At 65.7% G+C, this 23065-nt stretch carries 25 protein-coding genes; 16 read left to right on the top strand and 9 right to left on the bottom strand.

Annotated features, from left to right (window positions below):
• Nucleotides 1–9 precede the first annotated feature (9 nt).
• Both FPJ27_RS08000 and FPJ27_RS07995 read right to left on the bottom strand, forming a co-directional pair.
• Nucleotides 10–894 (bottom strand): polyprenyl synthetase family protein, encoded by an 885-nt coding sequence (locus FPJ27_RS08000; protein WP_034185197.1) that lies wholly within the window; start codon nt 892–894, stop codon nt 10–12.
• Nucleotides 891–1184, bottom strand: coding sequence for an exodeoxyribonuclease VII small subunit (locus FPJ27_RS07995; RefSeq protein ID WP_006479428.1), 294 nt, complete (start codon nt 1182–1184; stop codon nt 891–893). The genes FPJ27_RS08000 and FPJ27_RS07995 overlap by 4 nt, the downstream gene beginning before the upstream one ends.
• Nucleotides 1185–1454: 270 nt before the next feature.
• Here FPJ27_RS07995 and FPJ27_RS07990 point away from each other — a divergent pair, with 270 nt between their 5' ends.
• Nucleotides 1455–2561, top strand: a complete 1107-nt coding sequence (locus tag FPJ27_RS07990) for an aromatic ring-hydroxylating dioxygenase subunit alpha (protein WP_072439419.1) — start codon at nt 1455–1457, stop codon at nt 2559–2561.
• A gap of 117 nt (nt 2562–2678) precedes the next feature.
• The gene (locus FPJ27_RS07985; protein WP_204422552.1) at nt 2679–3548 is read left to right on the top strand and encodes a sulfurtransferase; all 870 of its coding nucleotides are present in this window, start codon (nt 2679–2681) and stop codon (nt 3546–3548) included.
• Nucleotides 3549–3606: 58 nt separating this feature from the next.
• On the opposite strand, the gene FPJ27_RS07980 is transcribed toward FPJ27_RS07985, so the two are convergent.
• The 3 genes from FPJ27_RS07980 to polA form a co-directional block, all read right to left on the bottom strand.
• Nucleotides 3607–4482 carry a dienelactone hydrolase family protein gene (locus tag FPJ27_RS07980; protein ID WP_204422551.1) on the bottom strand — a complete coding sequence of 292 codons (876 nt, stop codon included), beginning with the start codon at nt 4480–4482 and terminating at the stop codon, nt 3607–3609.
• 423 nt (nt 4483–4905) lie between these two features.
• Nucleotides 4906–6240: an NAD(P)/FAD-dependent oxidoreductase gene (locus FPJ27_RS07975; RefSeq protein WP_111019845.1), complete on the bottom strand. Its 1335-nt coding sequence runs from the start codon at nt 6238–6240 to the stop codon at nt 4906–4908.
• A gap of 278 nt (nt 6241–6518) precedes the next feature.
• On the bottom strand, nt 6519–9272 hold the full coding sequence (polA, locus tag FPJ27_RS07970; protein WP_204422550.1) for a DNA polymerase I: 2754 nt from the start codon (nt 9270–9272) through the stop codon (nt 6519–6521).
• A 1-nt stretch (nt 9273) separates the two neighbouring features.
• Here polA and FPJ27_RS07965 point away from each other — a divergent pair, with 1 nt between their 5' ends.
• The 6 genes from FPJ27_RS07965 to FPJ27_RS07945 all read left to right on the top strand — a co-directional run bounded on the left by FPJ27_RS07965 (nt 9274) and on the right by FPJ27_RS07945 (nt 13009).
• Nucleotides 9274–10032 carry a TIGR00730 family Rossman fold protein gene (locus tag FPJ27_RS07965; protein WP_034185191.1) on the top strand — a complete coding sequence of 253 codons (759 nt, stop codon included), beginning with the start codon at nt 9274–9276 and terminating at the stop codon, nt 10030–10032.
• Between the two features lie 391 nt (nt 10033–10423).
• Entirely contained in the window at nt 10424–10720 is a 297-nt protein-coding gene (locus FPJ27_RS07960; RefSeq protein ID WP_204422549.1) for a hypothetical protein, read from the top strand.
• 161 nt (nt 10721–10881) lie between these two features.
• Nucleotides 10882–11874: a helix-turn-helix domain-containing protein gene (locus FPJ27_RS07955; RefSeq protein WP_239483255.1), complete on the top strand. Its 993-nt coding sequence runs from the start codon at nt 10882–10884 to the stop codon at nt 11872–11874.
• A 149-nt stretch (nt 11875–12023) separates the two neighbouring features.
• Nucleotides 12024–12386, top strand: coding sequence for a hypothetical protein (locus tag FPJ27_RS36335; RefSeq protein ID WP_239483254.1), 363 nt, complete (start codon nt 12024–12026; stop codon nt 12384–12386).
• A gap of 39 nt (nt 12387–12425) precedes the next feature.
• The gene (locus tag FPJ27_RS36330) at nt 12426–12587 is read left to right on the top strand and encodes a hypothetical protein (protein ID WP_239483253.1); all 162 of its coding nucleotides are present in this window, start codon (nt 12426–12428) and stop codon (nt 12585–12587) included.
• Nucleotides 12587–13009, top strand: coding sequence for an aldo/keto reductase (locus tag FPJ27_RS07945; RefSeq protein ID WP_239483252.1), 423 nt, complete (start codon nt 12587–12589; stop codon nt 13007–13009). The genes FPJ27_RS36330 and FPJ27_RS07945 overlap by 1 nt, the downstream gene beginning before the upstream one ends.
• A gap of 173 nt (nt 13010–13182) precedes the next feature.
• On the opposite strand, the gene FPJ27_RS07940 is transcribed toward FPJ27_RS07945, so the two are convergent.
• Nucleotides 13183–13665, bottom strand: a complete 483-nt coding sequence (locus FPJ27_RS07940) for an RICIN domain-containing protein (RefSeq protein WP_204422548.1) — start codon at nt 13663–13665, stop codon at nt 13183–13185.
• Nucleotides 13666–14116: 451 nt separating this feature from the next.
• Between FPJ27_RS07940 and FPJ27_RS07935 the strand changes: the two genes are divergently transcribed.
• Entirely contained in the window at nt 14117–14356 is a 240-nt protein-coding gene (locus FPJ27_RS07935; protein ID WP_239483251.1) for a hypothetical protein, read from the top strand.
• A 137-nt stretch (nt 14357–14493) separates the two neighbouring features.
• Here FPJ27_RS07935 and FPJ27_RS07930 read toward each other — a convergent pair whose 3' ends face one another.
• On the bottom strand, nt 14494–16020 hold the full coding sequence (locus tag FPJ27_RS07930) for an AMP nucleosidase (RefSeq protein WP_204422547.1): 1527 nt from the start codon (nt 16018–16020) through the stop codon (nt 14494–14496).
• Between the two features lie 129 nt (nt 16021–16149).
• On the opposite strand from FPJ27_RS07930, the gene FPJ27_RS07925 reads away from it, so the two are divergent.
• The 5 genes from FPJ27_RS07925 to FPJ27_RS07905 all read left to right on the top strand — a co-directional run bounded on the left by FPJ27_RS07925 (nt 16150) and on the right by FPJ27_RS07905 (nt 19688).
• Entirely contained in the window at nt 16150–16545 is a 396-nt protein-coding gene (locus tag FPJ27_RS07925) for a hypothetical protein (RefSeq protein WP_204422546.1), read from the top strand.
• Between the two features lie 101 nt (nt 16546–16646).
• Entirely contained in the window at nt 16647–17645 is a 999-nt protein-coding gene (locus FPJ27_RS07920; protein ID WP_204422545.1) for a homoserine kinase, read from the top strand.
• Nucleotides 17636–18445 carry a BPSS1780 family membrane protein gene (locus FPJ27_RS07915; RefSeq protein ID WP_072439404.1) on the top strand — a complete coding sequence of 270 codons (810 nt, stop codon included), beginning with the start codon at nt 17636–17638 and terminating at the stop codon, nt 18443–18445. Before FPJ27_RS07920 ends, FPJ27_RS07915 begins: the two co-directional genes overlap by 10 nt.
• A gap of 214 nt (nt 18446–18659) precedes the next feature.
• The gene (locus FPJ27_RS07910) at nt 18660–19112 is read left to right on the top strand and encodes a MarR family transcriptional regulator (RefSeq protein WP_072439402.1); all 453 of its coding nucleotides are present in this window, start codon (nt 18660–18662) and stop codon (nt 19110–19112) included.
• Nucleotides 19113–19268: 156 nt separating this feature from the next.
• Nucleotides 19269–19688 carry an organic hydroperoxide resistance protein gene (locus FPJ27_RS07905; protein ID WP_034185184.1) on the top strand — a complete coding sequence of 140 codons (420 nt, stop codon included), beginning with the start codon at nt 19269–19271 and terminating at the stop codon, nt 19686–19688.
• A 108-nt stretch (nt 19689–19796) separates the two neighbouring features.
• Here FPJ27_RS07905 and FPJ27_RS07900 read toward each other — a convergent pair whose 3' ends face one another.
• Nucleotides 19797–19973 carry a DUF3563 family protein gene (locus tag FPJ27_RS07900; protein ID WP_065502568.1) on the bottom strand — a complete coding sequence of 59 codons (177 nt, stop codon included), beginning with the start codon at nt 19971–19973 and terminating at the stop codon, nt 19797–19799.
• A gap of 81 nt (nt 19974–20054) precedes the next feature.
• On the bottom strand, nt 20055–21164 hold the full coding sequence (locus FPJ27_RS07895) for a PHB depolymerase family esterase (RefSeq protein ID WP_072439400.1): 1110 nt from the start codon (nt 21162–21164) through the stop codon (nt 20055–20057).
• Nucleotides 21165–21422: 258 nt separating this feature from the next.
• On the opposite strand from FPJ27_RS07895, the gene FPJ27_RS07890 reads away from it, so the two are divergent.
• Both FPJ27_RS07890 and modA read left to right on the top strand, forming a co-directional pair.
• A complete protein-coding gene (locus FPJ27_RS07890; protein WP_204422544.1) occupies nt 21423–22121 on the top strand; it encodes a phosphatase PAP2 family protein in 699 nt (232 codons plus the stop codon).
• Between the two features lie 136 nt (nt 22122–22257).
• Nucleotides 22258–23055 (top strand): molybdate ABC transporter substrate-binding protein, encoded by a 798-nt coding sequence (modA, locus tag FPJ27_RS07885; protein WP_072439396.1) that lies wholly within the window; start codon nt 22258–22260, stop codon nt 23053–23055.
• The last annotated feature ends 10 nt before the right edge of the window (nt 23056–23065 follow it).

Here is a 23065-nt window from a genome sequence, read left to right as displayed (position 1 = left end):
GCTTTCGCGTCAGCTGACCCGGTTCACTACCAGGTCGGCAAGTTCGGCGAGACGCTGTGCGCGTGCGCCGAACGGTTTCAGCGCGTCGTGCGCTTCGGCGCGCAGTTGCGCTGCGAGCTCACGCGACGCCTCGAGGCCGAGGATCGAAACGTAGGTCGGCTTGTCGTTCGCCGCGTCCTTGCCAGCCGTCTTGCCAAGCGTCGCCGAATCGGTCGTGACGTCGAGAATATCGTCGACGACCTGGAAAGCCAGGCCCACGGCTCCCGCATAGACGTCGAGCGCGGCCATCGTTTCCGCCGACGGCGTCTCGCCGGCCAGTGCGCCCATCCGCACGGCCGCGCGCAGCAGTGCGCCAGTCTTCATCCGGTGCATCGTCTCGAGCTGCTCGCGCGTCAGCTTGAGGCCGACGCTCGCCAGGTCGATCGCCTGCCCGCCCGCCATGCCGAGCGAGCCGCTCGCAAGCGCAAGCTCGCGCACGAGCGCGGCCTGCTGCACCGGCGACAGCGCAGCGGCGTCGGTCAGCGCGACAAACGCCTGCGACTGCAGCGCATCGCCGACGAGCAGTGCCGTCGGCTCGTCGTACTGCACGTGCACGGTCGGCTTGCCGCGTCGCAGCGCGTCGTCGTCCATGCACGGCATATCGTCGTGCACGAGCGAGTAGACGTGGATCATCTCCAGCGCCGCCGCCGCCGCATTGCGCGCCGCTTCCGTCGCGCCGGTCAGCTCGCCTGCTGCATGGCACAGCAGCGGGCGAACGCGCTTGCCGCCGCCGAGGACCGCATAGCGCATCGCCTCGTGGAGTTGCGCGGGCATCGCGGTTTCAGCGGGCAGATAGTGACCGAGTGCGTCCTCGACACGGTCAAGCACGGACCGCATCCATTGTTCGAATGTCATAGATCGTCGTCTTCGCCGTCCGTGGCGGCCGTTCCGGACGAAAGCGGCTTCAGCGTCGCGCCGTCGAGCACGCGAACCTGCTGCTCCACTTTCTCGAGCTGCTGTTGGCAAAATGCAACGAGGGTCGCACCGCGGCGGTACGCCGCCAGTGAATCCTCGAGGCTCAACGCGCCGCCTTCCATCCGGGCAACCAGCGTCTCGAGTTCCGCGAGCGCCATCTCATAATTGTCCGGCAACGGTTCGGTGCCATTGCCGGGCGGCGTGGCGCCTGGGGATGCGGTTTTCGCCATGGACGAGGGTGTCAAATTTCAAAACAAGTCGGACATTCTACGGCAAAAGAGAATTCTCCGATCTGCCGACTTGGGCACCTGGCACATATTCCGGCCCCATCTCCGGCACACAGTGTGCGCCTGGCGATTGTCTCCCGACAAAAAATTGACACAAATCAGGCACTTAATCCTGGCCTTGCGAGGCGAACCGGGTATAATTCCCCGTTTCCCTAAATCGATTTTTCGATGGTTGGGTTGTTCACTGCTTTCACGCTAACACCGGGAGTGGGAATGTCCAATCTGAGCGATGCGCTTCAGTTGAAGTCGGCTCACAGCCAGCTTCCAGTCACTGCATATTTCGATGAGGCGCTACTCGAGCGCGAGATCGAAACCCTCTTCAAGAAAGGACCTCGTTACGTCGGGCATGAGTTGATGGTGCCCGAGGCGGGGGATTATTTTGCGCTGCCGTCCGAGAAGGAAGGCCGCGTGCTGGTCCGCAACCAGACGAACCGGATCGAACTGCTGTCGAACGTCTGCCGCCACCGGCAGGCGATCATGCTCAACGGGCGCGGCCACGCGCAGAACATCGTGTGCCCGCTGCACCGCTGGACGTACGACCTGGAAGGCGAGCTGCTCGGCGCGCCGCACTTCCCCGACAAGCCGTGCCTGAACCTCGGCAAGAGCCCGCTGCAGAACTGGCAGGGGCTGCTGTTCGAGGCCGAAGGCCGGAATGTCGCGCGCGACCTCGCCAATCTCGGCACGAAACATCACTTCGACTTCTCCGAGTACCACTTCGATCATGTCGAAGTGCACGAGTGCGATTACAACTGGAAGACCTTCATCGAGGTCTACCTCGAGGATTACCACGTCGTCCCGTTCCACCCGGGCCTCGGCAGCTTCGTGTCGTGCGACGACCTCAAGTGGGAATTCGGCGACTGGTACAGCGTGCAGACGGTCGGCGTGCACAACGCACTCGCGAAACCGGGCAGCGCGACTTACCAGAAATGGCACGAGCAGGTGCTGAAGTTCCGCAACGGCGTGCCGCCGGAGTTCGGCGCGATCTGGATGGTCTACTACCCGGGCCTGATGATCGAGTGGTATCCGCACGTGCTCGTCGTGTCGTGGCTGATCCCGCGCGGCCCGCAGAAGACGACCAACATCGTCGAGTTCTATTACCCCGAGGAAATCGCGCTGTTCGAACGCGAATTCGTCGAGGCCGAGCGCGCCGCCTATATGGAAACGGCCGTCGAGGACGACGAAATCGCGATGCGGATGGACGCAGGCCGCCATGCGCTGATGGCACGCGGCGAGTCGCAGGTCGGCCCGTACCAGAGCCCGATGGAAGACGGCATGCAGCACTTCCACGAGTTCCTGCGCCGCCACCTCGGCGACATCTGATGGCCGGTGCGGCGCCTTGACGCCGCACCGCATCCGGCAGACGAAAAGACGGGCTTCGGCCCGTCTTTTTTTGTTTAGACTTGGAATATCAGGCCATTCGCACTCCAGGGAGCCGTCATGCCGCACACTCATTACACCACGCTCATCTCCGCCGCCAATCTCGCCGAGCGCCTGGCCGCGGCGCCCGGCAGCGTCGCGCTGTTCGACTGCCGCTTCGACCTCGCCGATCCGGGCGCGGGCGAAGCCGCGTATGCAGCCGGCCACATCCCCGGCGCACAGTATCTTCATCTCGACCGCGACCTGTCGGGCCGCAAGACGGGCACCAACGGCCGCCATCCGCTGCCGACCCGCGATGCATTCGCCACGCTGCTCGCGAGCCGCGGTCTCAAGCAGGGCCAGCAGGTCGTCGCATACGACGCGCAAGGCGGCGCCTATGCGGCGCGCCTGTGGTGGCTGCTGCGCTGGCTCGGCCACGATTCGGTCGCCGTGCTCGACGGCGGCCTGCAGGCATGGGAAGCGGCCGGCCAGCCGCTGACGGCCGATGTGCCGCAACCGGCCGCCGGCGATTTCCGCGCGGGAGCGCCTCTTGAATCGACGGTCGACGCAGCAGCCGTGCTTGCGAACGTGACGTCGCACACGCGCGTCGTGATCGACGCACGCGCACCGGACCGCTATCGCGGCGAAAACGAAACGATCGATCGCGTGGGCGGCCACATCCCCGGCGCGCGCAACCGGTTCTTCAAGGACAACCTCAACGCCGACGGCCGCTTCAAGACTGGTCACGAACTGCGCGAGACGTTTTCCACGCTGCTGGCGGGCACCGAACCGAATCTCGCGATCCTGCAGTGCGGCTCCGGCGTCACCGCCTGCCACAACGCGCTTGCGCTGGAGATCGCAGGGCTGCACGGCGCATCGCTGTATCCGGGCTCGTGGAGCGAATGGAGCGCCGATCCGTCGCGGCCGATCGCGACCGGCCCGAACCCGTAATCCAGTGCGCGGCGCACCGGTGAAACGAAGCGGCGGCCATTCGGCCGCCGCGTTTCGTTTACATCACGCCGTACTTGTGGAACCACGCGATCGCGCGCTTCCAGCCGTCTTCGGCATCAGCCTTTACATAGCTCGGCCGGTAGTCAGCGAAGAACGCGTGGCCGGCATCCGGATACACGACGATCTCCGATTCGCGCGCGAGCTTCGAGTCGCTCGTCTGGATCGCCTTGCGCATGTCCGCGAGCGAGGCCTGCGTGATGTTCGCATCCTTCTCGCCATACAGCCCGAGCACGGGCACCTTCAGCGACGCCGCATGATCGACCGGATTGAACGGCGTCATCTCGTCGGTCTTGCCTTCGACGAACCCGTACCACGCAACGGCCGCACGCACGTGCGGGTTGTGCTCCGCATACAACCACGCCTGGCGGCCGCCCCAGCAGAACCCCGTCACGCCGAGACGCGCCGGGTCGCCGCCGTTCTTGCCGGCCCATGCGACCGTCGCATCGAGATCCTCGGTGACCTGCCGGTCCGGCACCTTGCTGATGATGTTGTCGAAAAGATCCTTCATCGTCGGATACTTCGCCGCGTTGCCCTGCCGCGCGAACAGGTCGGGCGCGATCGCGAGGTAGCCGAGCTTCGCGAAGCGGCGGCAGACGTCGGCGATATGCGCGTGCACGCCGAAGATCTCGTGGATCACGATGATGACCGGCAGGTTCGTCTTGCCGGCCGGCTGCGCGCGATAGGCCGGCACGCTCGCGTCGCCGGAGCGGATCTCGACGGTGTCGACGTCCAGCCCGGCGCTGTCGGTCGTGACCGTCTGCGCCGAAACGGGCAGCACGGCCGCAGCGAAGGTGCCGCCCAGCGCGGCCTGCATGAACTTGCGGCGCGAGAACGGGACGTGGGGGACCAGGCTGTCTACTTCGGGTTTCAACATGAATGCACTCCTCGATAGGGCGCCGCCGTCACGATCGTGGATGCGGCATGACGGGGCATCGCGCCGGCGCATGGCGCGGATGTCGCGGCGGTTGGCACCCCGCCGCAAACGGAAACCCGGACAAGATGCCCAATAATCCGTTGTCGCGTCAACTGTCAGATGTGTAAGACTCGATTACGACTCATCGATCCAAAGCGCATCGATTGTGGCGTCGAAGCCCGCTGACGGCCCCGCCGAATCGCGGCGCGGCCTGCGTGTATCGATCGCCGTTGCACGACCGGATGCTTGCGGATTGAAAAAAACGCGTGTGCGACATCGCCCGGCCAGAACACGCGCAGCCGCCTCGCTGCCCGCAAACACAACGGGCGGAGAACACGCACGACGTACGCACTCCCCGCCCGCTCCCCGCGCGAACGCGAGCTGTCAGTGCAGCTTGACGCGCGGCAACGTCGTGCGCCGCAGCCAGTGCGCGACCGTGTCGAGCATCATCCGCGGATAGCCGTGCAGCGCCGCGATGTGCAGCCGGTACAGCGACATGTACATGAAGCGCGCAAACAGCCCTTCGATCAGCATGTTGCCGCCGATCAGCCCGCCCATCAGGTTGCCGACCGCGCTGAAATGGCCGAGCGACACGAGCGAACCGAAATCGCGATACGTGAATTCGGGCAGCGGACGCCCTTCGAGCCGGCAGCCGATCGCCTTCAGCAGGAAGCTCGCCTGCTGGTGCGCAGCCTGCGCGCGCGGCGGCACGTTGCGTTCGTTGCCGGGCCACGCGCATGCCGCACAATCGCCGAGCGCGAACACGTTGTCGTCGGTGAAGGTCTGCAGCGTGCGACGCACGTCGAGCTGGCCAAGCTTGTTGACCTGGAGGCCGTCGAGATGCGAGAGCACGGACGGCGCCTTGATGCCGGCCGCCCAGACCGTCAGGTCCGCGCGCACCGTCTTCCCGCTCGCGGTATGCACGAGCCCCGGCGCGACCTCGGTCACGCGCTCGCTGAGCATCAACCGCACGCCGAGCTTTTCGAGCAGTTCGGCCGTCGCCGTCGACACGCGCTCCTGCAGCGCCGGCAGAATCCGCGGCCCCGATTCGATCAGCACGATGCCGACGTCGTGGCGCGGGTCGAGCTTGTGCAGCCCATACGCGGACAGCACCTGCGCCGTGTTGCGCAGCTCCGCGGACAACTCGACGCCCGTCGCGCCGCCGCCGACGATCACGACCTGGATGCGCGGTTCGGCCGCATCGCCGGGCGCGGTCGGCGCCGGTGCCTGGTGCTCGGCACGCATGCACGCGGCGATCAGCCGCTTGCGGAAGCGCTCGGCCTCGCCGACCGTATCGAGCGCGATCGCGTTTTCCGGCGCGCCCTGCACGCCGAAGAAGTGGGTCGTGCTGCCGATCGCGATCACGAGCGTGTCGTATTCCAGTTCGCGCTCCGGCAGCAGTTCCGCGCCGTCGCTGTCGTTGATGGGTGACAGCGTGATGCGCTTCGCCGCGCGGTCGAGGCCGGTCAGTCCGCCCTGCTGGAACTCGAAGCCGTGCCAGCGCGCCTGCGCTGCATATTCGAGCTCCTGCGTGAACGGGTCCATGCTGCCAGCCGCAACCTCGTGCAGCAGCGGTTTCCATATGTGCGTCGGATTGCGGTCGACGAGCGTGACGAGCGCACGCGCGGGACGATTGCCGCGCGCGCCGTAACGGTCGCCGAGCCGCGTCGCCAGTTCCAGGCCGCCCGCGCCTCCGCCTACGATGATGATCCGATGCATCCGATTCCCCCTTTGCGATTCGAAACTGCTGCCGCCGGGCGAAGCGAGCACGATGCATTCGCGCCGCCCGGTGGATTAACCGGTTCGGACATCATCGATGTGCAGTTCGAAGCACTTCGATGCGCCGGCCCCGGAACGCGGGGCGCGCCGCCCCGCGTCAATGACATGACTGACATGCATTGTCCGGGAGCTTGCGCGTTGACCACAAGCAAACCATCTCGATATTCAGCATCCCTGCAACAATATGCCGCAGGAATCGGGAACCGCGCAGCGGTGCGTCAGTGTGCCTCTTCCCAGTTCGCGCCGGCGCCCACTTCGGCGACGAGGGGCACCTTCAGCTTCGCGACGCCGCACATCATTTCCGGCAGTTTCTCGCGCACGAGCGACAGTTCGCCGTCGGGCACCTCGAGCACCAGTTCATCGTGCACCTGCATGATCATCCGCGATGCAAGCCTGTCGCGCGTGAGCCAATCGTCCACCGCGATCATCGACAGCTTGATCAGATCGGCCGCGGTGCCCTGCATCGGCGCATTGATGGCCGCGCGCTCGGCCGCCTGGCGGCGCGGGCCGTTGCCGCCGTTGATCTCCGGCAGCCACAGGCGGCGGCCGAAAACGGTTTCGACGTAGCCCTTCTCCTTCGCGGCCGCGCGCGTGTCTTCCATGTACTGCGCGACGCCCGGATAGCGGGCGAAATAGCGGTCGATATAGAGCTTCGCCGCGTCGCGCGTGATGCCGAGGTTCGACGCGAGCCCGAACGCGCTCATCCCGTAGATCAGCCCGAAGTTGATCACCTTCGCGATCCGGCGCTGGTCGGAATTGACCTCCAGCGGCGTCACGCCGAACACCTCGGCGGCCGTCGCGCGGTGGATGTCCTCGCCCTGCGAGAACGCGCGCAGCAGCGACGCGTCGCCCGAGATGTGCGCCATGATCCGCAGTTCGATCTGCGAATAGTCGGCCGACACGATCCGGTGGCCCGGCGACGCGATGAACGCCTCGCGGATCCGCCGGCCTTCGGCCGTGCGCACCGGAATGTTCTGAAGATTCGGGTCATTCGACGCGAGGCGGCCCGTCACCGCGACGGCCTGCGCATAGTTCGTGTGCACGCGGCCCGTGGCGGGGTTCACCATGCGCGGCAGCTTGTCGGTATAGGTCGACTTCAGCTTCGACAGCCCGCGATGCTCGAGCAGCAGCTTCGGTAGCGGGTAATCCTCGGCCAGCTTCTGCAGCACTTCTTCGTCGGTCGACGGCGCGCCGCTCGGCGTCTTCTTCACGACCGGCAACTGCAGCTTCTCGAAGAAGATCTGCCCGATCTGCTTAGGTGAGCCAAGATTGAATTCGCCGCCCGCCAGTTCGTACGCCTGCGCCTCGAGCTCGATCAGACGCGTTGCGATTTCGGTGCTCTGCGCGTGCAGGAGCGCGTCGTCGATCAGCACGCCCGTGCGTTCCATCTTGCGCAGCACGAGCGATACGGGCATCTCGATCTCGCGGTACACGCGCTCGAGGCCCGGTTCGCGCGCGACCTGCGGATACAGCGCGTGATGAAGCTGCAGCGTGATGTCGGCATCCTCGGCCGCGTATTCGGCGGCCTGCGCGAGCGCCACTTCGTCGAAGCCGATCTGCTTCGCGCCCTTGCCGGCCACGTCTTCGTACTTGATCGTCTTGACGCCCAGATGACGTAGCGCGAGGCTGTCCATGTCGTGCGTGCGGTGCGATTCGAGCACGTACGATTCGAGCAGCGTGTCGTGCTCGATGCCGTTCAGCGCGATGTCGTAGTTCGCGAGCACCTGCGCGTCGTACTTCAGGTGCTGGCCGACCTTCTTGCGATCGGCCGATTCGAGCCACGGCTTCAAGCGTGCGAGCACTTCGTCGATCGGAAGCTGTTCGGGCATGTCGGGGCCGCGGTGCGCGACAGGCAGGTACGCGGCCTTGCCCGGCTCGACCGAGAACGACAGGCCGACGAGCCGCGCGAGCATCGGGTCGAGTGCGGTCGTCTCGGTGTCGAACGCGGTCAGCGCGGCCGCGTCGATCTTCGCGAACCACGCGTCGAACTGCTCCCAGGTCTGGATCGTGTCGTATTCGCGAACGATGTCGGCCGCCACCACCGGTGCCGGCTCGCCATCCGGCGCATCGGCGTCGCCGCCTTCCGCCGGTGCGCTGTCGACTTCGCGCAGCCACGTCTTGAAGCCGTAGCGCGCGAAGATGTCGCGCAGCAAATCGCGCGCCTCGCCGTCGGTCTTCAGCGATGCCTCGATCGATTCGAGATGCGGCGCGAGATCGCAGGCCGTGTCGACCGTCACGAGCGTGCGGCCGAGCGGCAGGAAATCGAGCGCGCGGCGCAGGTTGTCGCCGACCACGCCCTTGATGTCGCCCGCGTGCGCGATGACGCCGTCGAGGCTGTCGTATTGCGACAGCCATTTCACGGCCGTCTTCGGCCCGCACTTCTCGACGCCCGGCACGTTGTCGACGGTGTCGCCGATCAATGCCAGGTAGTCGATGATCCGCTCGGGCGGCACGCCGAACTTCGCGATCACGCCGTCGCGGTCGAGCGTCTCGTTGGTCATCGTGTTGACGAGCGTGACGTGGCCGGTCACGAGCTGCGCGAGATCCTTGTCGCCCGTCGACACGATCACGTTCATCCCGTGCCGTTCGGCTTCGCGCGCGAGCGTACCGATCACGTCGTCGGCCTCGACGCCTTCGACCATCAGCAGCGGCCAGCCGAGTGCACGCACCGCGCCGTGGATCGGCTCGACCTGCAATGCGAGGTCGGGCGGCATCGACGGGCGGTTTGCCTTATAGTCGGCATAAAGGTCGTCGCGGAACGTCTTGCCCTTTGCATCGAACACGCAAGCGCTATACTCTGCACTGACTTCCTTGCGCATACGGCGCAGCATGTTGATGATTCCGTAGAGCGCTCCGGTCGGCTCCCCGCCAGGGCCACGCAAATCAGGCATCGCATGGTAAGCCCGATACAGATAGCTCGAACCGTCAACCAATAGCAGGGTCTTACCTTCCAGATTTCGTTCTTCAGGCATTATGAACAAGAGAAAAGTGATTCCGAGTCTGCGTTCGCTCGCAGATCAAGAACGCGCGACGGCCAAGAAGGCCCGCGCATCGTGGCAGATGTTCACGATTATGGCAGAGTTTATCGAGGCGACCGAGTACCTGTCGGAGATCCGCCCGGCTGTCAGCATCTACGGTTCTGCCCGCCTCAAACCCGACACGCCGCACTACAAGCTGGCCGCGCAGATCGCGCGCAAGCTGTCCGACGCCGGCTTCGCCGTGATCTCCGGCGGCGGCCCCGGCATCATGGAAGCCGCGAACAAGGGCGCGCACGCCGGCAAGGCGCCGTCGGTCGGCCTGAACATCGAGCTGCCGCACGAGCAGGCCGGCAACCACTACCAGGACATCTCGCTGCGCTTCCGCCACTTCTTCACGCGCAAGGTCACGTTCGTGAAGAATTCGGATGCGGTGATCGTGATGCCGGGCGGTTTCGGCACGCTCGACGAACTGTCCGAAGTGCTCACGCTGATCCAGACGAAGAAGTCGCGCCTCGTGCCGATCATCCTCGTCGGCAGCACGTTCTGGCAAGGCTTGCTGCAGTGGTTCCGCGACCAGCTGATTCCGATGGGCCTCATCAATCCGGAAGACATGGATCTGATGCAGGTGATCGACGATCCCGACCAGGTGCTCGACGCAGTGCTCGCGTTCTACGAGGACAGCGGCGAGGAAGAAGGCGAAGGTTCGGAAGGGCAACCGCCGCGGCCGGAAGAAGACCGCATGTTCTATCTGTAACCCGTCCGTGACGACCGCCGGCCCGACGGCCGGCGTACCGCTTCCCGCGCGGCAGGCATGGCGATCAGGCCACCTGCCGCGCGCTACTTTGTAACGCGCTGTTAATCCCGCTTCACGGCCGCGCGTCGTCGAATGTCAAATTCGCGCGGCCGGCGCTGCGCGATGCGGCATGATCGCCCGCACCCGCGGCCCGCCATTGTCAAATGTGCGGCCCAATGCCCGCATCCCGCGCCTGCGAGCCGCCAACCCGCGGTAATAAACAGGCCTCGCCTTTTCCGTCGCGTGCCAGCACACTGCTTTGTGTCGGCGCGGCATTCCCCCGGTGGAACGATCCCCCCTCGCTTCCATCGCGTCGCGCCGGCCTATTCATAACGACCTCACGGAAAAGAACATGCAACGTTCGCTGATCGCCCTCGCCCTCGCCTTCGCCGGCCTCGGCCTTTCGCTGTCCGGCCTCGCTCATGCCGTCAACGTCGACGTCAACATCGGCACGCCCGCGCCGGTCGTCGTCGCGCCCGCGCCCGTCGTGGTCGCTCCGGCGCCCGCGGTCATCATCGGCTGGCATGGCGACCGCTACTGGGACGGCCGCCGTTATTGGGAACGCCGCGAGTGGGAACGTCATCATGGTTACGACGATCGTCGCGGCTACCACTGCCCGCCGGGACACGCGAAGAAGGGTGAGTGCTAAGCGACACCGCGCGGCCGCTCGACGTACGCAAGGCCGCCCGCGCGCTTCTGCGCCGGGCGGCCTTTTGATTTTCGACCGCTGCCGACATGAATCGGCGGCGTTCGCGGCTGACAAAATCGCTCGGCACCCGGTGGTAGCATTGCCCTTGCCCGAGGCCACTCATGCCGCTCATCCGAATCTGGGCTGTCGAACATGCCATTGCATCCGGCGTCGCCGCGCCGACCGACATCCTCACGGCGGCCAACCATCTAGCTGCGACGACATCGCACGGCCGCGCGAGCGCATCGTTTCGCTGGCGCGTCGAATCGATCGGCGGGCGGCCGGTGCGCGCGGCCTCCGGCCAGGTCATCCCGGTCGATGGTGCGATCGACGGCAGCAGTCCCGCTGACGCGATCTGGCTGACAAGCCCGTTCGTCGCGGATTTCGAGCGGCTGCTCGACCGGCCCGCAGCGCTCGCGCCGCTGTCCAACGCGCTGCGCCGGCAACACGCGCGCGGCACGCTGATCGCGACGTACTGTACCGGCGCATTCCTGCTCGCGGAGGCCAGCTTTTTCTCGACGGTCGCGTTGCCACGACGCACTGGTCGAAGGCGTCGAGCTTCCGCGCGCTACCCGGACGTGGCGCTGCGTGCGTCGGACATCCTGACCGAGCAGGACGGCATACTGTGCGGCGGCGCCATCACCTCGTACCAGAATCTCGCGCTGCGAGTTGTCGACAAACTGGCGAATGCGCGCCTTGCCGCGTCGGTCGCCAGGCTCATGCTGATCGACATGAACCGCGTCTCGCAGGATTCGTTCATCGACCTCGACCGGATGGACCATCGCGGGCACGACGATGCCGCGATTGCGCGCGCCCAACGCTGGATGGAAAAGCACCTGCGCGAACCCTTCAGCCTCGCCCGGCTGAGCGATCATGTCGCAATGAGCGAACGCACGCTCCATCGCCGCTTCAGGGACGCGGTGGGCGCGCCGCCGCTCAGGTATCTGCAGACGCTCAGGATCGAAGTCGCGAAGCGGCTGCTCGCAGAAACGAAGCTCGCGATCGACACCGTCTGCGAACGCGTCGGCTACGCGGACATCAGCGGCTTTCGGCAACTGTTCAAGCGCGAGACCGGGATCTCCCCCGGCGAGTATCGCCGTCGCTTCACGCAATAGTCGCGCGCAACTGGCGTTGGGCACGGTGTCGGTATTGGCATCGTCGAATGGCAGTTTCGCCTCTGCGCGTATCAGCATGAGGTTCATACACTGGGTTCACGTCGTCCCGCCTCGGAGCGACGCCCTCTCCGCCGAACCAGGACACTGTCATGCCGATGATCGACGTCACCATCCCCGAAGGTGCGCTCGCACCGCAGGCCGAAGCACAACTGATGGAAGAACTGACCGGAACACTGATCCGTCACGAAGGACTCGACCCCGACAATCCGCTCGTGCGGGACGTGACCTGGATCTTCGTCCATCGGCCGGCTGCCGTGTATCGCGCCGGGGTTGTCGCCCCTGCGCCGATCTACCGGATCGTGCCGACCGTGCCGGAAGGTCAGTACACGGACGCCGCCCGCGCCGGGCTGATCGCGGACGTGACCGCCGCTGTGGCTCGCGCGGAAGGTGTGCCGGTCGACGCCGTCGCGACGCGCGTATGGGTCTTTCCAACGGAAATCGACGACGGCTGATGGGGTAGCCGCGGTGTGGCGCGGCGCCTGCCGTACATCATGGAATATTTCGGTGGCGCGACGCTGCGGGCGCTCGGGGAACAGCGGTCGGCGATCAAGCGGCGCACGGATGCGATCGCAGTGCTCGAAGCCGTACTCGTCGCGATGCGCGAGACGCATCAAGGACTGTCGCACGTTCGCGACGCCGAGCCCGCGGACTGATGCTCGGCGAGCGCATGCCGCCTCCCAACGCCCGAACCCGGCTTCAGGTAATGCCGGTATCTGCAACCGACCAGCAAATGGTGTCCTGGTACGACGGGCGCGACGCGATCGCGGCGACCGTCGATGCCGTCCGGCAGATGGCGCAGGCGCGCGGGCTGTCGCCCGCGCGGATCGCCCTCGCATGGGTGCTGCGCCGACCAAGCATTACCGCGCCGATCGTCGGGTTGTCGAAGCCGCATCACCTGATCGATGCGCTCGCGGCACTCGACCTGACGCTCGACGATCGCGAAACCGAGCTGCTCGAGACCGCATTCGACCGAACGGTCGAACCAGTTGCAATGGTGACCGAGGCCGCAGCAATCGGATCGAACCGGGGTTTCGATTGCGCGTCGACCATTGCCGACACGCGAGCGCACGCCTGATCGAGTTCGACGCACTGCCGGGTGCTGCGTGTTGATGGCGGTGTAAAGCCGCGCTTGAATGACAGCGCAATGCCGAGTAATTCGCTCATATACAAAGGGACCCGAGGGTCCCCTTGATGTGACGCAACGGCGATTCTGGCCGGAGCGGCAGCGACCGCGGCCAAAAGAAACAATTACGCGTATCGCGGCACTTTGGCGGCTACCGATTCCAATACCCGACGCAGCGTCCATCGCTGCGCCTGTGTCCCGTTAAAGGGATACGCCCAAATAACGTTGTTGGCTTGCGTGCTGTCGTAATGGTCGTCAATCACGAGATTCGGGTTTGCCATCGATGTGATATATCCCGGGCGGATAGTAAGACTCCACCGCTGCGAAGCCGCACCGGTATATTTTCTCAAGACGAGAGGCGTCTCGGCTGCGACCCTTCCGTCCTTAAAATCGAGCGCCAGCTTCGACTCGCCTGGAAGTTCACTGAAGTCCAGGACAAAGCACCCTAGACCAGACTTGAAATCCCACACGATTTGCACCAACGGGTCGGTCAGATAGCGCAGCTGTGCCGGTGCGTTTTCGCCTACCAAGCCGGTCGGCGTACTGTCGGTCGGAACACCGATACAGCGGCTCGAGTCCGCAGTGAATTCAATTACCACGTCGCTCATGATATTTCCTTCAAGATAGTTGCGAAATAATCACCCCACCTGAAACACCCCCTTAAATTGCAAGCCCATATCGACCTGCAACCCAAAGGTATTGGTGAGTTACCTGTATCGGCACTCACTTGAAAATAAAATTACAAGGACGACCTCTCATACTCAATTACACTCGATTACACATCCCCAAAAAATCGAGACAGATCGAATATTCAACGCAGGCGAGCAGGGATTGCACGATTTCCGTGTAATCTCCCGGATTCGTCATCCTCGCCGGTTGCTCTACTTCGGCAAACGCCCATCTCCCATGTTCTGCTGGGCGCATATCCGCCACAGTCGCCCGGTGCCGCGGTACACCAGCTGCGGAATGGGTTGTAGCAAGCCGCCGCACAACCTCCCGCGCGCAATCTCCGCACGCGCGAAAGGCAACTTTTCAGGACGCTCATTTCCGGGAGATTGCATGTCTGCCGAATACCACCATGGTGCCGGCGGCCGCTTCACCTATATCGGTGCGTACTCGGGATGGAAACGTGCTTGCGAACGCGCACGATCGGCGTACGAGAAAGACGGCAAAAAGGAGGGAATCAGCCCGCCCCCGAAATACCTGATCGGCATGCATTTCCGCGATCTGCGGGTGAAGGCGCTGACCGATCTGAAGCGGCAGCGCAATCACAGGCCGGCCACACGACCGAAAGCATGACGGCGCACTACACGAAATCACGCGAAGTAGAACGCGTCCAACCAGTTCCATTGACGCGTGCAAGTTAGACACTGACGCTCATATTAGACACGAAGGCTTCCCGGACCAGCCGGGGAGCCTTACACCACAAGGGCTTGTTACTGAAACGCCACTTCCGCAAAGCTCCGCAGCTTGCGGCTATGCAGCTTGTCGAGCCCGTTCGTGCGCAGGATCTCCATCGCCCTCACGCCGATCTGCAAATGCTGATCGACCTGCCCGCGATAGAACGTGTCGGCCATGCCCGGCAACTTCAGCTCGCCGTGCAGCGGCTTGTCCGATACGCACAGCAGCGTGCCGTACGGCACGCGGAAGCGGAAGCCGTTCGCGGCGATCGTCGCGCTTTCCATGTCCAGCGCGATCGCGCGGCTCTGCGACAGCCGCTGCACGGGCTCGCGATGATCGCGCAGTTCCCAGTTGCGGTTGTCGACGCTCGCGACGGTGCCCGTGCGCATCACGCGCTTCAGTTCGACGCCCTCGAGCCGCGTGACGTCGGCCACCGCACGCTCGAGCGCGAGTTGCACTTCGGCGAGCGCCGGGATCGGCACCCACAGCGGCAGGTCGGCGTCGAGCACGTGATCCTCGCGCACGTAACCGTGCGCGAGCACGTAGTCGCCGAGACGCTGCGTGTTGCGCAGCCCCGCGCAGTGACCGAGCATCACCCATGCGTGCGGACGCAGCACCGCGATGTGATCGGTGATCGTCTTCGCGTTCGACGGACCGACGCCGATGTTGACCATCGTGATCCCGCTGCCGTCCGCGCGCTTCAGGTGATACGCGGGCATCTGCGGCAGGCGCGGCGGCGCGGCGCCCTCGGCCGGCTCGCTGCCGAGGTTCGCGTTGTACGTGACGACATCGCCCGGCTCGACGAACGAACTGTACTGGCTGCGGTACGCACGCACCTCGGGATCGTCGCTCTCCGTCATCAGTTCGCGGCCGAGCTTCACGAACTCGTCGATGTAGAACTGGTAGTTCGTGTAGAGCACGTAGTTCTGGAAATGCGTGGGCGACGTCGCCGTGTAGTGACGCAGCCGGTGCAGCGAGAAGTCGACGCGCGCGGCCGTGAACAGCGCGAGCGGATGCGGTTCGCCCGGCGCCGGCTCGAACGTGCCGTTGACGATGCGGTCGTCGAGATACGACAGGTCGGGCGTATCGAAGATGTCGCGCATCGCGAGCAGGCGGTCGCGGTCGAGCTCGCCTTCGAGATGGATGCCTTCCGGAAACGCGAAATGGACCGGAATCGGCTGCGACGACACGCCGATCTCGATCTTGACATGGTGGTTCTTCGCCAGCAGGCGCAATTGCTCGCGATAGTAGTTCGCGAAGAGATCGGGGCGCGTGACCGTCGTCTCGAACACGCCGGGGCCGGCGACGAAACCGTACGAGCGGCGCGAATCGACGTGCGTGTTGACGTCGGTGCGGATCCGCACGAACGGGTAGCACGCGCGCACGTGCTCGATAATCGGTTCGTGGCGGCGATAGCGCGCGAATGCGTCGCGCAGGAAGCCCGTATTCGTGTCGTAAATGGCGGACAGCCGCGCGACGGCGGCGATCGGATCGTCGAAAGCCTCGACCGGCGGGCTTTCGGGCGTCAGCACACGGTGCCGGCGGCTCAGGTCGTTCTTCATTTGTATCACCTCGTCTGATCCGACGACATTACCACGGAACCCGGTCACCCTCGTGGCCGCCCATACGCACGCCAGGGCCGGATGACGCGCAGTATTTGCTAAAATCAGTAGGTTCACTGGAGACTCATCATGAAGCCGCTCATTCTCGTCGCCGCTGCCGCCGCGTTTGCCGCCGCCAGCGTCGCTTACGCCGCCGGCGCCTCGCCTGACGCCGACGCGCAGGCGCGGGCCGAGGCCAACGAAGCCGCCGGCCTGCCCGATCTCCGCAAGATCAACCGGCCCGGCGCCGAAGTCACGTCGAAAGTCGACTTCGCCGACATTCGACGCACGCCGAGCTTCCATGAAAAGAGCAAGAACGGCACCGAGGTCACCGAGTACCGCGACCGCGGCAAGCCGGTCGAGATCGACGTGAAGTCGAACTTCGGCACGCGCTACCAGATGAGCTCGACGCCCGACACGTCGCCGAAGCCGCACGACGCGGGCATCCCGATCACGCGCCTGCCGTCGCTGAACCTGCGCTACTGATTCCGTCGCGCGCCGCATCGATTGCGGCGCGCCGCCTCCCTTCACCTGCTGTCGCGACGCATGCCGCCCGCGTGCCGACACCCTGACCTGACGCATCCCGCATGGCCGTTTTCACTGCTGTTTCCGACTCCGATCTCGCGCAATGGATGCGCCACTACGAACTGGGCGACGTGCTTGCGTTTCGCGGCATTCCGTCCGGTATCGAAAACAGCAATTTCTTCCTGACGACGACGCGCGGCGAATACGTCCTCACGATCTTCGAAAAGCTGACCGCGCAACAGCTGCCGTTCTACCTCGACCTGATGCGCCACCTGGCCGGCCACGGCGTGCCGGTGCCGGATCCAATTCCGCGCGACGACGGCGCGCTGTTCGGCGAGCTGCACGGCAAGCCGGCCGCGATCGTCACGAAGCTCGACGGCGCGGCCGAACTCGCGCCGGGGGTCGAACACTGCATCGAGGTCGGGCAGATGCTCGCGCGCCTGCACCTCGCGGGGCGCGACTATCCGCGCAACCAGCCGAACCTGCGCAGCCTGCCGTGGTGGCAAGAGAACGTACCGGCAATCGTGCCGTTCATCACGGACGCGCAACGCGCGCTCCTCGAAGGCGAGCTCGCGCACCAGGCCGCGTTCTTCGCGTCGGACGACTACGCGGCGCTGCCGGCCGGGCCGTGCCATTGCGACCTGTTCCGCGACAACGTGCTGTTCGCGCACGCGGCGCCCGGCACCGGCCACGACGTGCGGCTCGGCGGCTTCTTCGACTTCTATTTCGCCGGCTGCGACAAGTGGCTGTTCGACGTCGCGGTGACCGTCAACGACTGGTGCGTCGACCTCGCGACCGGCGTGCTCGACGTCGCGCGCGCCGATGCGCTGCTGCGCGCGTACCAGACCGTGCGGCCGTTCACGGCCGAGGAACGCCGCCACTGGAGCGACATGCTGCGCGCGGGCGCGTACCGCTTCTGGGTGTCGCGCCTGTACGACTTCTACCTGCCGCGCGCGGCCGAGATGCTCAAGCCGCACGACCCCGGTCATTTCGAACGCATCCTGCGTGAGCGTATCGCGCATACACCCGCGCTTCCCGAGATCCAAACCGCATGCAACTGATCGAAGTGCCCGCGAAAACGGGCTATGTCTGGTTCCGTCAAGGCGTCTGGCTGTTCCGCCGGAACCCGCTCGCGTTCATCACGCTGTTCTTCACGTACCTGCTGGCGATCACGCTGGTGTCGATGGTGCCCGTGATCGGCTCGGCGCTGCCGCTGGTGCTCATTCCCGGCATCGCGGTCGGCTTCATGGCCGCGTGCCGCGACACGGTGGCCGGCAAGCCGGTGATGCCGACGATCCTGATCGACGGCTTCCGCTCGTACGGCACCGTCACGACCCAGCGGCTGCTCGTGCTCGGCGTGATCTACGTCGCGTCGATGGTGCTCGTGTTCGCCGCTTCGTCGTTCGTGGACGGCGGCGCGCTGTTCCACGTGATGATGGGCGCGGCCGACGAAGCGAGCACGACGCCGGAAACGCTCGCCGCGCAAGGCACGTTCGGCGCGCTGATGTTCGCGACACTGCTGTATCTGCCGATCGCGATGCTGTTCTGGTTCGCGCCGGTGCTCGTCGCATGGCATGACGTCCCGCCGGCGAAGGCGCTGTTCTTCAGCATCGTCAGCTGCTGGCGCAATCGCGGCGCATTCGCCGTGTACGGCGTGCTGTGGTTCGGCGTCGCACTCGGCACGTCGCTCGCGCTGTCGCTGCTGCTGCAGGCGCTCGGCGCCGGCGCCTATGCGCTGACGATCATGATGCCGGTGACGATCATCATCGTCACGATGCTGTACTGCTCGTTCTACGCGACCTATCGCGGCTGCTTCGGCGTGCAGGAGCCGGGCGCGCCGACGACCACGTCGGGCCGCTGAAGCCCCCCGGCCGGCGCGCGTCGCCGGCCGTCACGCTATTCTCCGCGCCGGGTTGCGTCCCGGCGCCCCTCCCTGTCTTGCGCCGCTCCGCGCATCCTTCGCCCGCCGCCCCTGGCCGGGCGCCCCTAGCCGGGCGCCCCTGTTCAACCCGATCTTTTGCGCGCAAAATAATTTGCGTACAAATTGTTCGCGCGTCCACCGCGCCTCCCGAATCATGGACCGCCCACCCCCGCTCCCCCAGACGCTCGACGAGCAACTGTGCTTCGCGCTCTACTCGACTTCGCACGCGATGACGAAAGCGTACAAGCCGCTGCTCGACAAGCTGTCGCTGACCTATCCCCAATATCTCGCGATGCTCGTGCTGTGGGAGCGCGACGACATCGCGGTAAAGGACATCGCTGCGCGGCTCGACCTCGACCCGGCCACGGTCACGCCGCTGCTCAAGCGGCTGGAAGCGCTCGGCTACGTCGAGCGCGTGCGCAGCGCGGCCGACGAACGCGTCGTGAACGTGCGCGTGACGCCGGAAGGCCGGGCGCTGAAGAACCGCGCGCGCTCCGTGCCCGCCGATCTCTTCTGCGCGATGCAGCAAACGCCCGAGTTCCTGATCAGGCTGCGCGCCGATCTCCAGCAGTTGCGCGACGCGCTGTCGGCCGCCAACGAACGCTGACGAACCGAGCGTCGGCCGACCGGCCCGGCACCGCCGGGTTTTTCTTCAAAATTTCATTTGCACACTAATGATTTGTGTTCTATATTTTCTTCGTGGCCGGCGACATTCCATTCGACCGGGCCGCCTTTCTCCCCTTTTCCCGACAGGAGCTGCACGATGAACATTCTGTACAAGACGAGCGCCACGAGCACGGGCGGCCGCGACGGCCGCGCGGTATCCGCCGACAACAAGCTGGAAGTGAAGCTGGCCGCGCCGCGCGAACTCGGCGGCACGGGCGCGGAAGGCACGAATCCGGAGCAGCTGTTTGCCGCAGGTTACTCGGCGTGCTTCCTGAGCGCGATGAAATTCGTCGCCGGCCAGAACAAGCAGGCGCTGCCGGCCGATACGCAGGTTACTGCGGAAGTGGGCATCGGCCCGAACGACGCAGGCGGCTTCGGGCTCGACATCGAGCTGCGCGTGTCGCTGCCGGGGCTCGACAAGGCCGACGCGCAGGCGCTGGTCGAAAAGGCGCACCACGTATGCCCGTATTCGAATGCAACGCGCAACAACGTGCCGGTGCGCCTGACGGTCGTCTGACGCGACGCAGGACGACGAATGCAAAAAGGGCGCGTGCGGCATCAAGCCGCACGCGCCCTTTTGCGTGACTCGCCGAAACGGCGGGCCGGCCGACCCGCCTTGCGCTGCTTAACGCGCGCCGAACGAATACGGGCGGTTCATCGACGCTTCGCGATCGATCTTGCGCATACGGAATTCGAGATCGTAGATGTCGGTCGCTTCGGACAGGTACGCCTCGGCGCGCTCTTTACGGGCCGTTTCAGCGTTCTTGGTCAGCATCAGGAAGAGGTGGCTCAGCAGGTACATGTTCGATCTCGCAATCCAAAGGGTCTTTGACTAGGGTTTTCCCGAATTATAGGGAAAACCCTAGTCTTTGGCCAGCGTCGATCAGACGATGCGTCGTTCGGTCGCCACAGTGCGCCGATATGCTTCGAAAAAGGCCCAGATCATCGCGCTCGCATCGGGGCCGACGGCCGCATGAAACGGCACGGCTTCGTCGCCGCCGGCCCACGCGTGATCGAGCCCTTTCACATGGCAGAGCCGCACGACCGGTTCGCCGTCGCGGCAGACATCGGTGATCTGTGCGCCCGCGCCGCGCGTCTCGACACGTTCGCCGCCGCGCAGCGCGCCGCGGCTGTCGGCGAGCCCGTTCAGCCGCATGAACTGCACCGTCAGCTGGTCGGCGTTCTTCGGCGCGACGACGTGGTCGCCGTCGCCCTGGACGATCAGCGCCGGCATGCCTGGATACCCGCTGGCGTCGACCAGCGCATCGACGGCTGCGGCCGGGTTCTGCCGCACGCCGCGCCGCATCACGTCCATCGCGGTGATGCCGGAGTTCGCCTCGCCGAGCGCGGGGCCCGAGTGCAGCGCGACCGCGGCGAAGCGGTCCGGATGGTGCAGTGCAAGAAGCGACGCGAGGCCCGCACCGGCCGACAGCCCCGCGACATAGACGCGCGACGCGTCGAAGCCGCGTTCGTCGACAAGCGCGTCGACCAGCGACGCAACCGCGTTCGCCTCGCCGCGGCCCGCGCGGTCGGTGTCTTCATACCAGTGCCAGCAGCCGTGCGCGTGCGCGCGCAGCGACTGTTCCGGATACAGCACCGCGAAACCGTGCTTGTCGGCCAGCAGGTTCATCCGCGTGCCCTGCACGAATTCGTCGACGGACTGCTGGCAGCCGTGCAGCATCACGACGAGCGGCATCGCGCCGCGCCGGCGGCCGGGCGGCACGTAGAGGCCGTATGCGAGATTCTGGACGAGACGCCCGAGCGCGGGCGCCATCGGATGTTCGCCGCGCGTCCACTCGCCCGCCGCCCACGCGGCCGCGCGCGGCCGCACCCGCGATTCGCGCGGCGGGGACAGATCGGATACGGCGGGAGAGGCGGCGGCCTCGAGTGCGTCGCGTGTGATGCGCTGCGCATCGCGCGCCGCGCGTTTGGCGGCCGGAGACAGCATGCGTTTCATGCCGCCCAGCCACACCTTGGTCAGACTTTTGGTCATCGATCGGGCTCGCAGTCAGGAAAAATAGGGGCGCAACAAGGGCGCCGCAACGGATGCATCGTTCGACTTTGTGCAATGCACCATAACATTGTTTCTGGGATTTTTCCTGCGCGCGGTAAGTTCCCGACGGCGCAAAAAACGGGGCTCGTGCGCACGCGGCGCTATACTGGGGTTTCGCCGCTTGTATCCGTTGTAGTCGTTCTTCCCGGCTCGCGCGTTGATTTAAGCATCCTTCCCGCCTCCGTTCGTCCCCTCCCGATGTTCGACCTGCCGTCTCACCTGTGGATCATGATCACCGCGTTCGGCGGCGCCGGCCTGACCTTGCCGCTCGCGATCACGATCGCCGTCTGGCTCGCGCTCGGCTACTCGTGGCAGCGTGCGGCCGCGTGGCTCGGCGTGCTCGCAGCCGCGATCGGCGTGGTCGCGCTCACGAAGATCGCGTTCCTCGGCTGGGGCATCGGCATCCGTGCGTGGGATTTCACGGGCTTCAGCGGCCACGCGATGCTGTCGACGTCGGTCTATCCGGTCGCGATCTTCCTGATGTTGATCCACATGCGCACGCCGGCGCGGATCGCCGGCATCGCGCTCGGGCTCGCGGCCGGCATCGCGGTCGGCGTGTCGCGCGTCGCGCTCGATGCGCATTCGCCGTCCGAATCGATCACCGGCTGCATCGTCGGCGCGATCGCTGCGCTCGCGTTCATCGCCGGCTCATGGCGCGCGGTGCCGCACCGCTGGTCGGCACCCGCGGTCATCGTGAGCCTCGCACTCGTCACCGTCGCGCTACACGGCATCACGGTGCCGTCGCATCGCTGGGTCACGAAGGTTGCGCTGCAACTGTCGGGCCACGAGCGCCCGTTCGTCCGCGCGCGCTGGAAGGCCAACCCGAACTACCGCCCCGCGTCGCAGCCGTCGTCGCTGCAGCGCACCGAATCGTCGACGCACACGCTGCACGCGTGACGGGGCGTCCTGCCGTCACGCCCGCCGTTCTTCAGGTCTGACCATTTCATGCGCCCCCTCGCATGAGCGGTATGCCAAGCGTTATAACCCGCCCTATATTACGATTACGGTTTCCACCCATTCCAACGAATCCGTCATGCGCTCAATCGTCCGTCCGCTTCGCCGCACCCTGCTCCGCCTGTTGCCGATCGCCGCGCTTGCCGCCGCCGGTGTCGCGTTCAGCGCGCCCGCTTCCGCCGACGAACTGGTCGTGTCGGCGGCCGCCAGCCTGACGAACGCGTTCAAGGCCGTCGGTGACGCGTACCAGAAACAGCATCCCGATACCAAGGTGCTGTTCAACTTCGGCGCGTCGGACGTACTGATGCAGCAGATCGCCAAGGGCGCGCCGGCCGACGTGTTCGCGTCGGCCGACCAGAAGGCGATGGATCGCGCGGCCGACGAAAAGGTGATCGTGCCCGGCACGCGCCGCGATTTCGCGGCGAACTCGCTCGTGCTGATCGTGCCGGCGGACAGCCACGCGGCCGCGCCGACGTCGCTGAACGACCTGACGGCGCCCGGCGTGAAGCGCATCGCGTACGGCGACCCGGCATCGGTGCCGGTCGGCCGCTACACCGAAGGCGCGCTGCGCGCGGCCGGCGTGTGGGATGCCGTCAGCGCGAAGGGCGTGCTGGCCGCCAACGTGCGCCAGAGCCTCGACTACGTCGCGCGCGGCGAGGTCGACGCGGGCTTCGTGTTCGGCACCGACGCCGCGATCATGCCCGGCCGCGTGAAGGTCGCGCTGACGGTGCCGACGAAGACGGCCATCACCTATCCGATCGCCGTGGTCAAGGACAGCCGCCACACCGCGCAGGCGCAGTCGTTCGTCGACTTCGTCTCGTCGCCGCAGGGCCAGGCCGTGCTGTCGACGTTCGGCTTCAAGCCCGCGGGCAAGTGAGCGTATCGCG

Origin of the sequence: Burkholderia sp. MS455, assembly GCF_016899445.1 — a bacterium.
GTDB lineage: Bacteria > Pseudomonadota > Gammaproteobacteria > Burkholderiales > Burkholderiaceae > Burkholderia > Burkholderia pyrrocinia_C.
The sequence above is the reverse complement of the archived record's forward strand: the minus strand, read 5'-3'. Positions and strand labels throughout refer to the sequence as shown.

Excerpts from the sequence above, each read along its gene's own strand:
- FPJ27_RS08000 (WP_034185197.1), bottom strand. The coding sequence starts at position 894 with ATGACATTCGAACAATGGATGCGGTCCGTGCTTGACCGTGTCGAGGAC.
- FPJ27_RS07995 (WP_006479428.1), bottom strand. The coding sequence starts at position 1,184 with ATGGCGAAAACCGCATCCCCAGGCGCCACGCCGCCCGGCAATGGCACC.
- FPJ27_RS07990 (WP_072439419.1), top strand. The coding sequence starts at position 1,455 with ATGTCCAATCTGAGCGATGCGCTTCAGTTGAAGTCGGCTCACAGCCAG.
- FPJ27_RS07985 (WP_204422552.1), top strand. The coding sequence starts at position 2,679 with ATGCCGCACACTCATTACACCACGCTCATCTCCGCCGCCAATCTCGCC.
- FPJ27_RS07980 (WP_204422551.1), bottom strand. The coding sequence starts at position 4,482 with ATGTTGAAACCCGAAGTAGACAGCCTGGTCCCCCACGTCCCGTTCTCG.
- FPJ27_RS07975 (WP_111019845.1), bottom strand. The coding sequence starts at position 6,240 with ATGCATCGGATCATCATCGTAGGCGGAGGCGCGGGCGGCCTGGAACTG.
- polA (WP_204422550.1), bottom strand. The coding sequence starts at position 9,272 with ATGCCTGAAGAACGAAATCTGGAAGGTAAGACCCTGCTATTGGTTGAC.
- FPJ27_RS07965 (WP_034185191.1), top strand. The coding sequence starts at position 9,274 with ATGAACAAGAGAAAAGTGATTCCGAGTCTGCGTTCGCTCGCAGATCAA.
- FPJ27_RS07960 (WP_204422549.1), top strand. The coding sequence starts at position 10,424 with ATGCAACGTTCGCTGATCGCCCTCGCCCTCGCCTTCGCCGGCCTCGGC.
- FPJ27_RS07955 (WP_239483255.1), top strand. The coding sequence starts at position 10,882 with ATGCCGCTCATCCGAATCTGGGCTGTCGAACATGCCATTGCATCCGGC.
- FPJ27_RS36335 (WP_239483254.1), top strand. The coding sequence starts at position 12,024 with ATGCCGATGATCGACGTCACCATCCCCGAAGGTGCGCTCGCACCGCAG.
- FPJ27_RS36330 (WP_239483253.1), top strand. The coding sequence starts at position 12,426 with ATGGAATATTTCGGTGGCGCGACGCTGCGGGCGCTCGGGGAACAGCGG.
- FPJ27_RS07945 (WP_239483252.1), top strand. The coding sequence starts at position 12,587 with ATGCTCGGCGAGCGCATGCCGCCTCCCAACGCCCGAACCCGGCTTCAG.
- FPJ27_RS07940 (WP_204422548.1), bottom strand. The coding sequence starts at position 13,665 with ATGAGCGACGTGGTAATTGAATTCACTGCGGACTCGAGCCGCTGTATC.
- FPJ27_RS07935 (WP_239483251.1), top strand. The coding sequence starts at position 14,117 with ATGTCTGCCGAATACCACCATGGTGCCGGCGGCCGCTTCACCTATATC.
- FPJ27_RS07930 (WP_204422547.1), bottom strand. The coding sequence starts at position 16,020 with ATGAAGAACGACCTGAGCCGCCGGCACCGTGTGCTGACGCCCGAAAGC.
- FPJ27_RS07925 (WP_204422546.1), top strand. The coding sequence starts at position 16,150 with ATGAAGCCGCTCATTCTCGTCGCCGCTGCCGCCGCGTTTGCCGCCGCC.
- FPJ27_RS07920 (WP_204422545.1), top strand. The coding sequence starts at position 16,647 with ATGGCCGTTTTCACTGCTGTTTCCGACTCCGATCTCGCGCAATGGATG.
- FPJ27_RS07915 (WP_072439404.1), top strand. The coding sequence starts at position 17,636 with ATGCAACTGATCGAAGTGCCCGCGAAAACGGGCTATGTCTGGTTCCGT.
- FPJ27_RS07910 (WP_072439402.1), top strand. The coding sequence starts at position 18,660 with ATGGACCGCCCACCCCCGCTCCCCCAGACGCTCGACGAGCAACTGTGC.
- FPJ27_RS07905 (WP_034185184.1), top strand. The coding sequence starts at position 19,269 with ATGAACATTCTGTACAAGACGAGCGCCACGAGCACGGGCGGCCGCGAC.
- FPJ27_RS07900 (WP_065502568.1), bottom strand. The coding sequence starts at position 19,973 with ATGTACCTGCTGAGCCACCTCTTCCTGATGCTGACCAAGAACGCTGAA.
- FPJ27_RS07895 (WP_072439400.1), bottom strand. The coding sequence starts at position 21,164 with ATGACCAAAAGTCTGACCAAGGTGTGGCTGGGCGGCATGAAACGCATG.
- FPJ27_RS07890 (WP_204422544.1), top strand. The coding sequence starts at position 21,423 with ATGTTCGACCTGCCGTCTCACCTGTGGATCATGATCACCGCGTTCGGC.
- modA (WP_072439396.1), top strand. The coding sequence starts at position 22,258 with ATGCGCTCAATCGTCCGTCCGCTTCGCCGCACCCTGCTCCGCCTGTTG.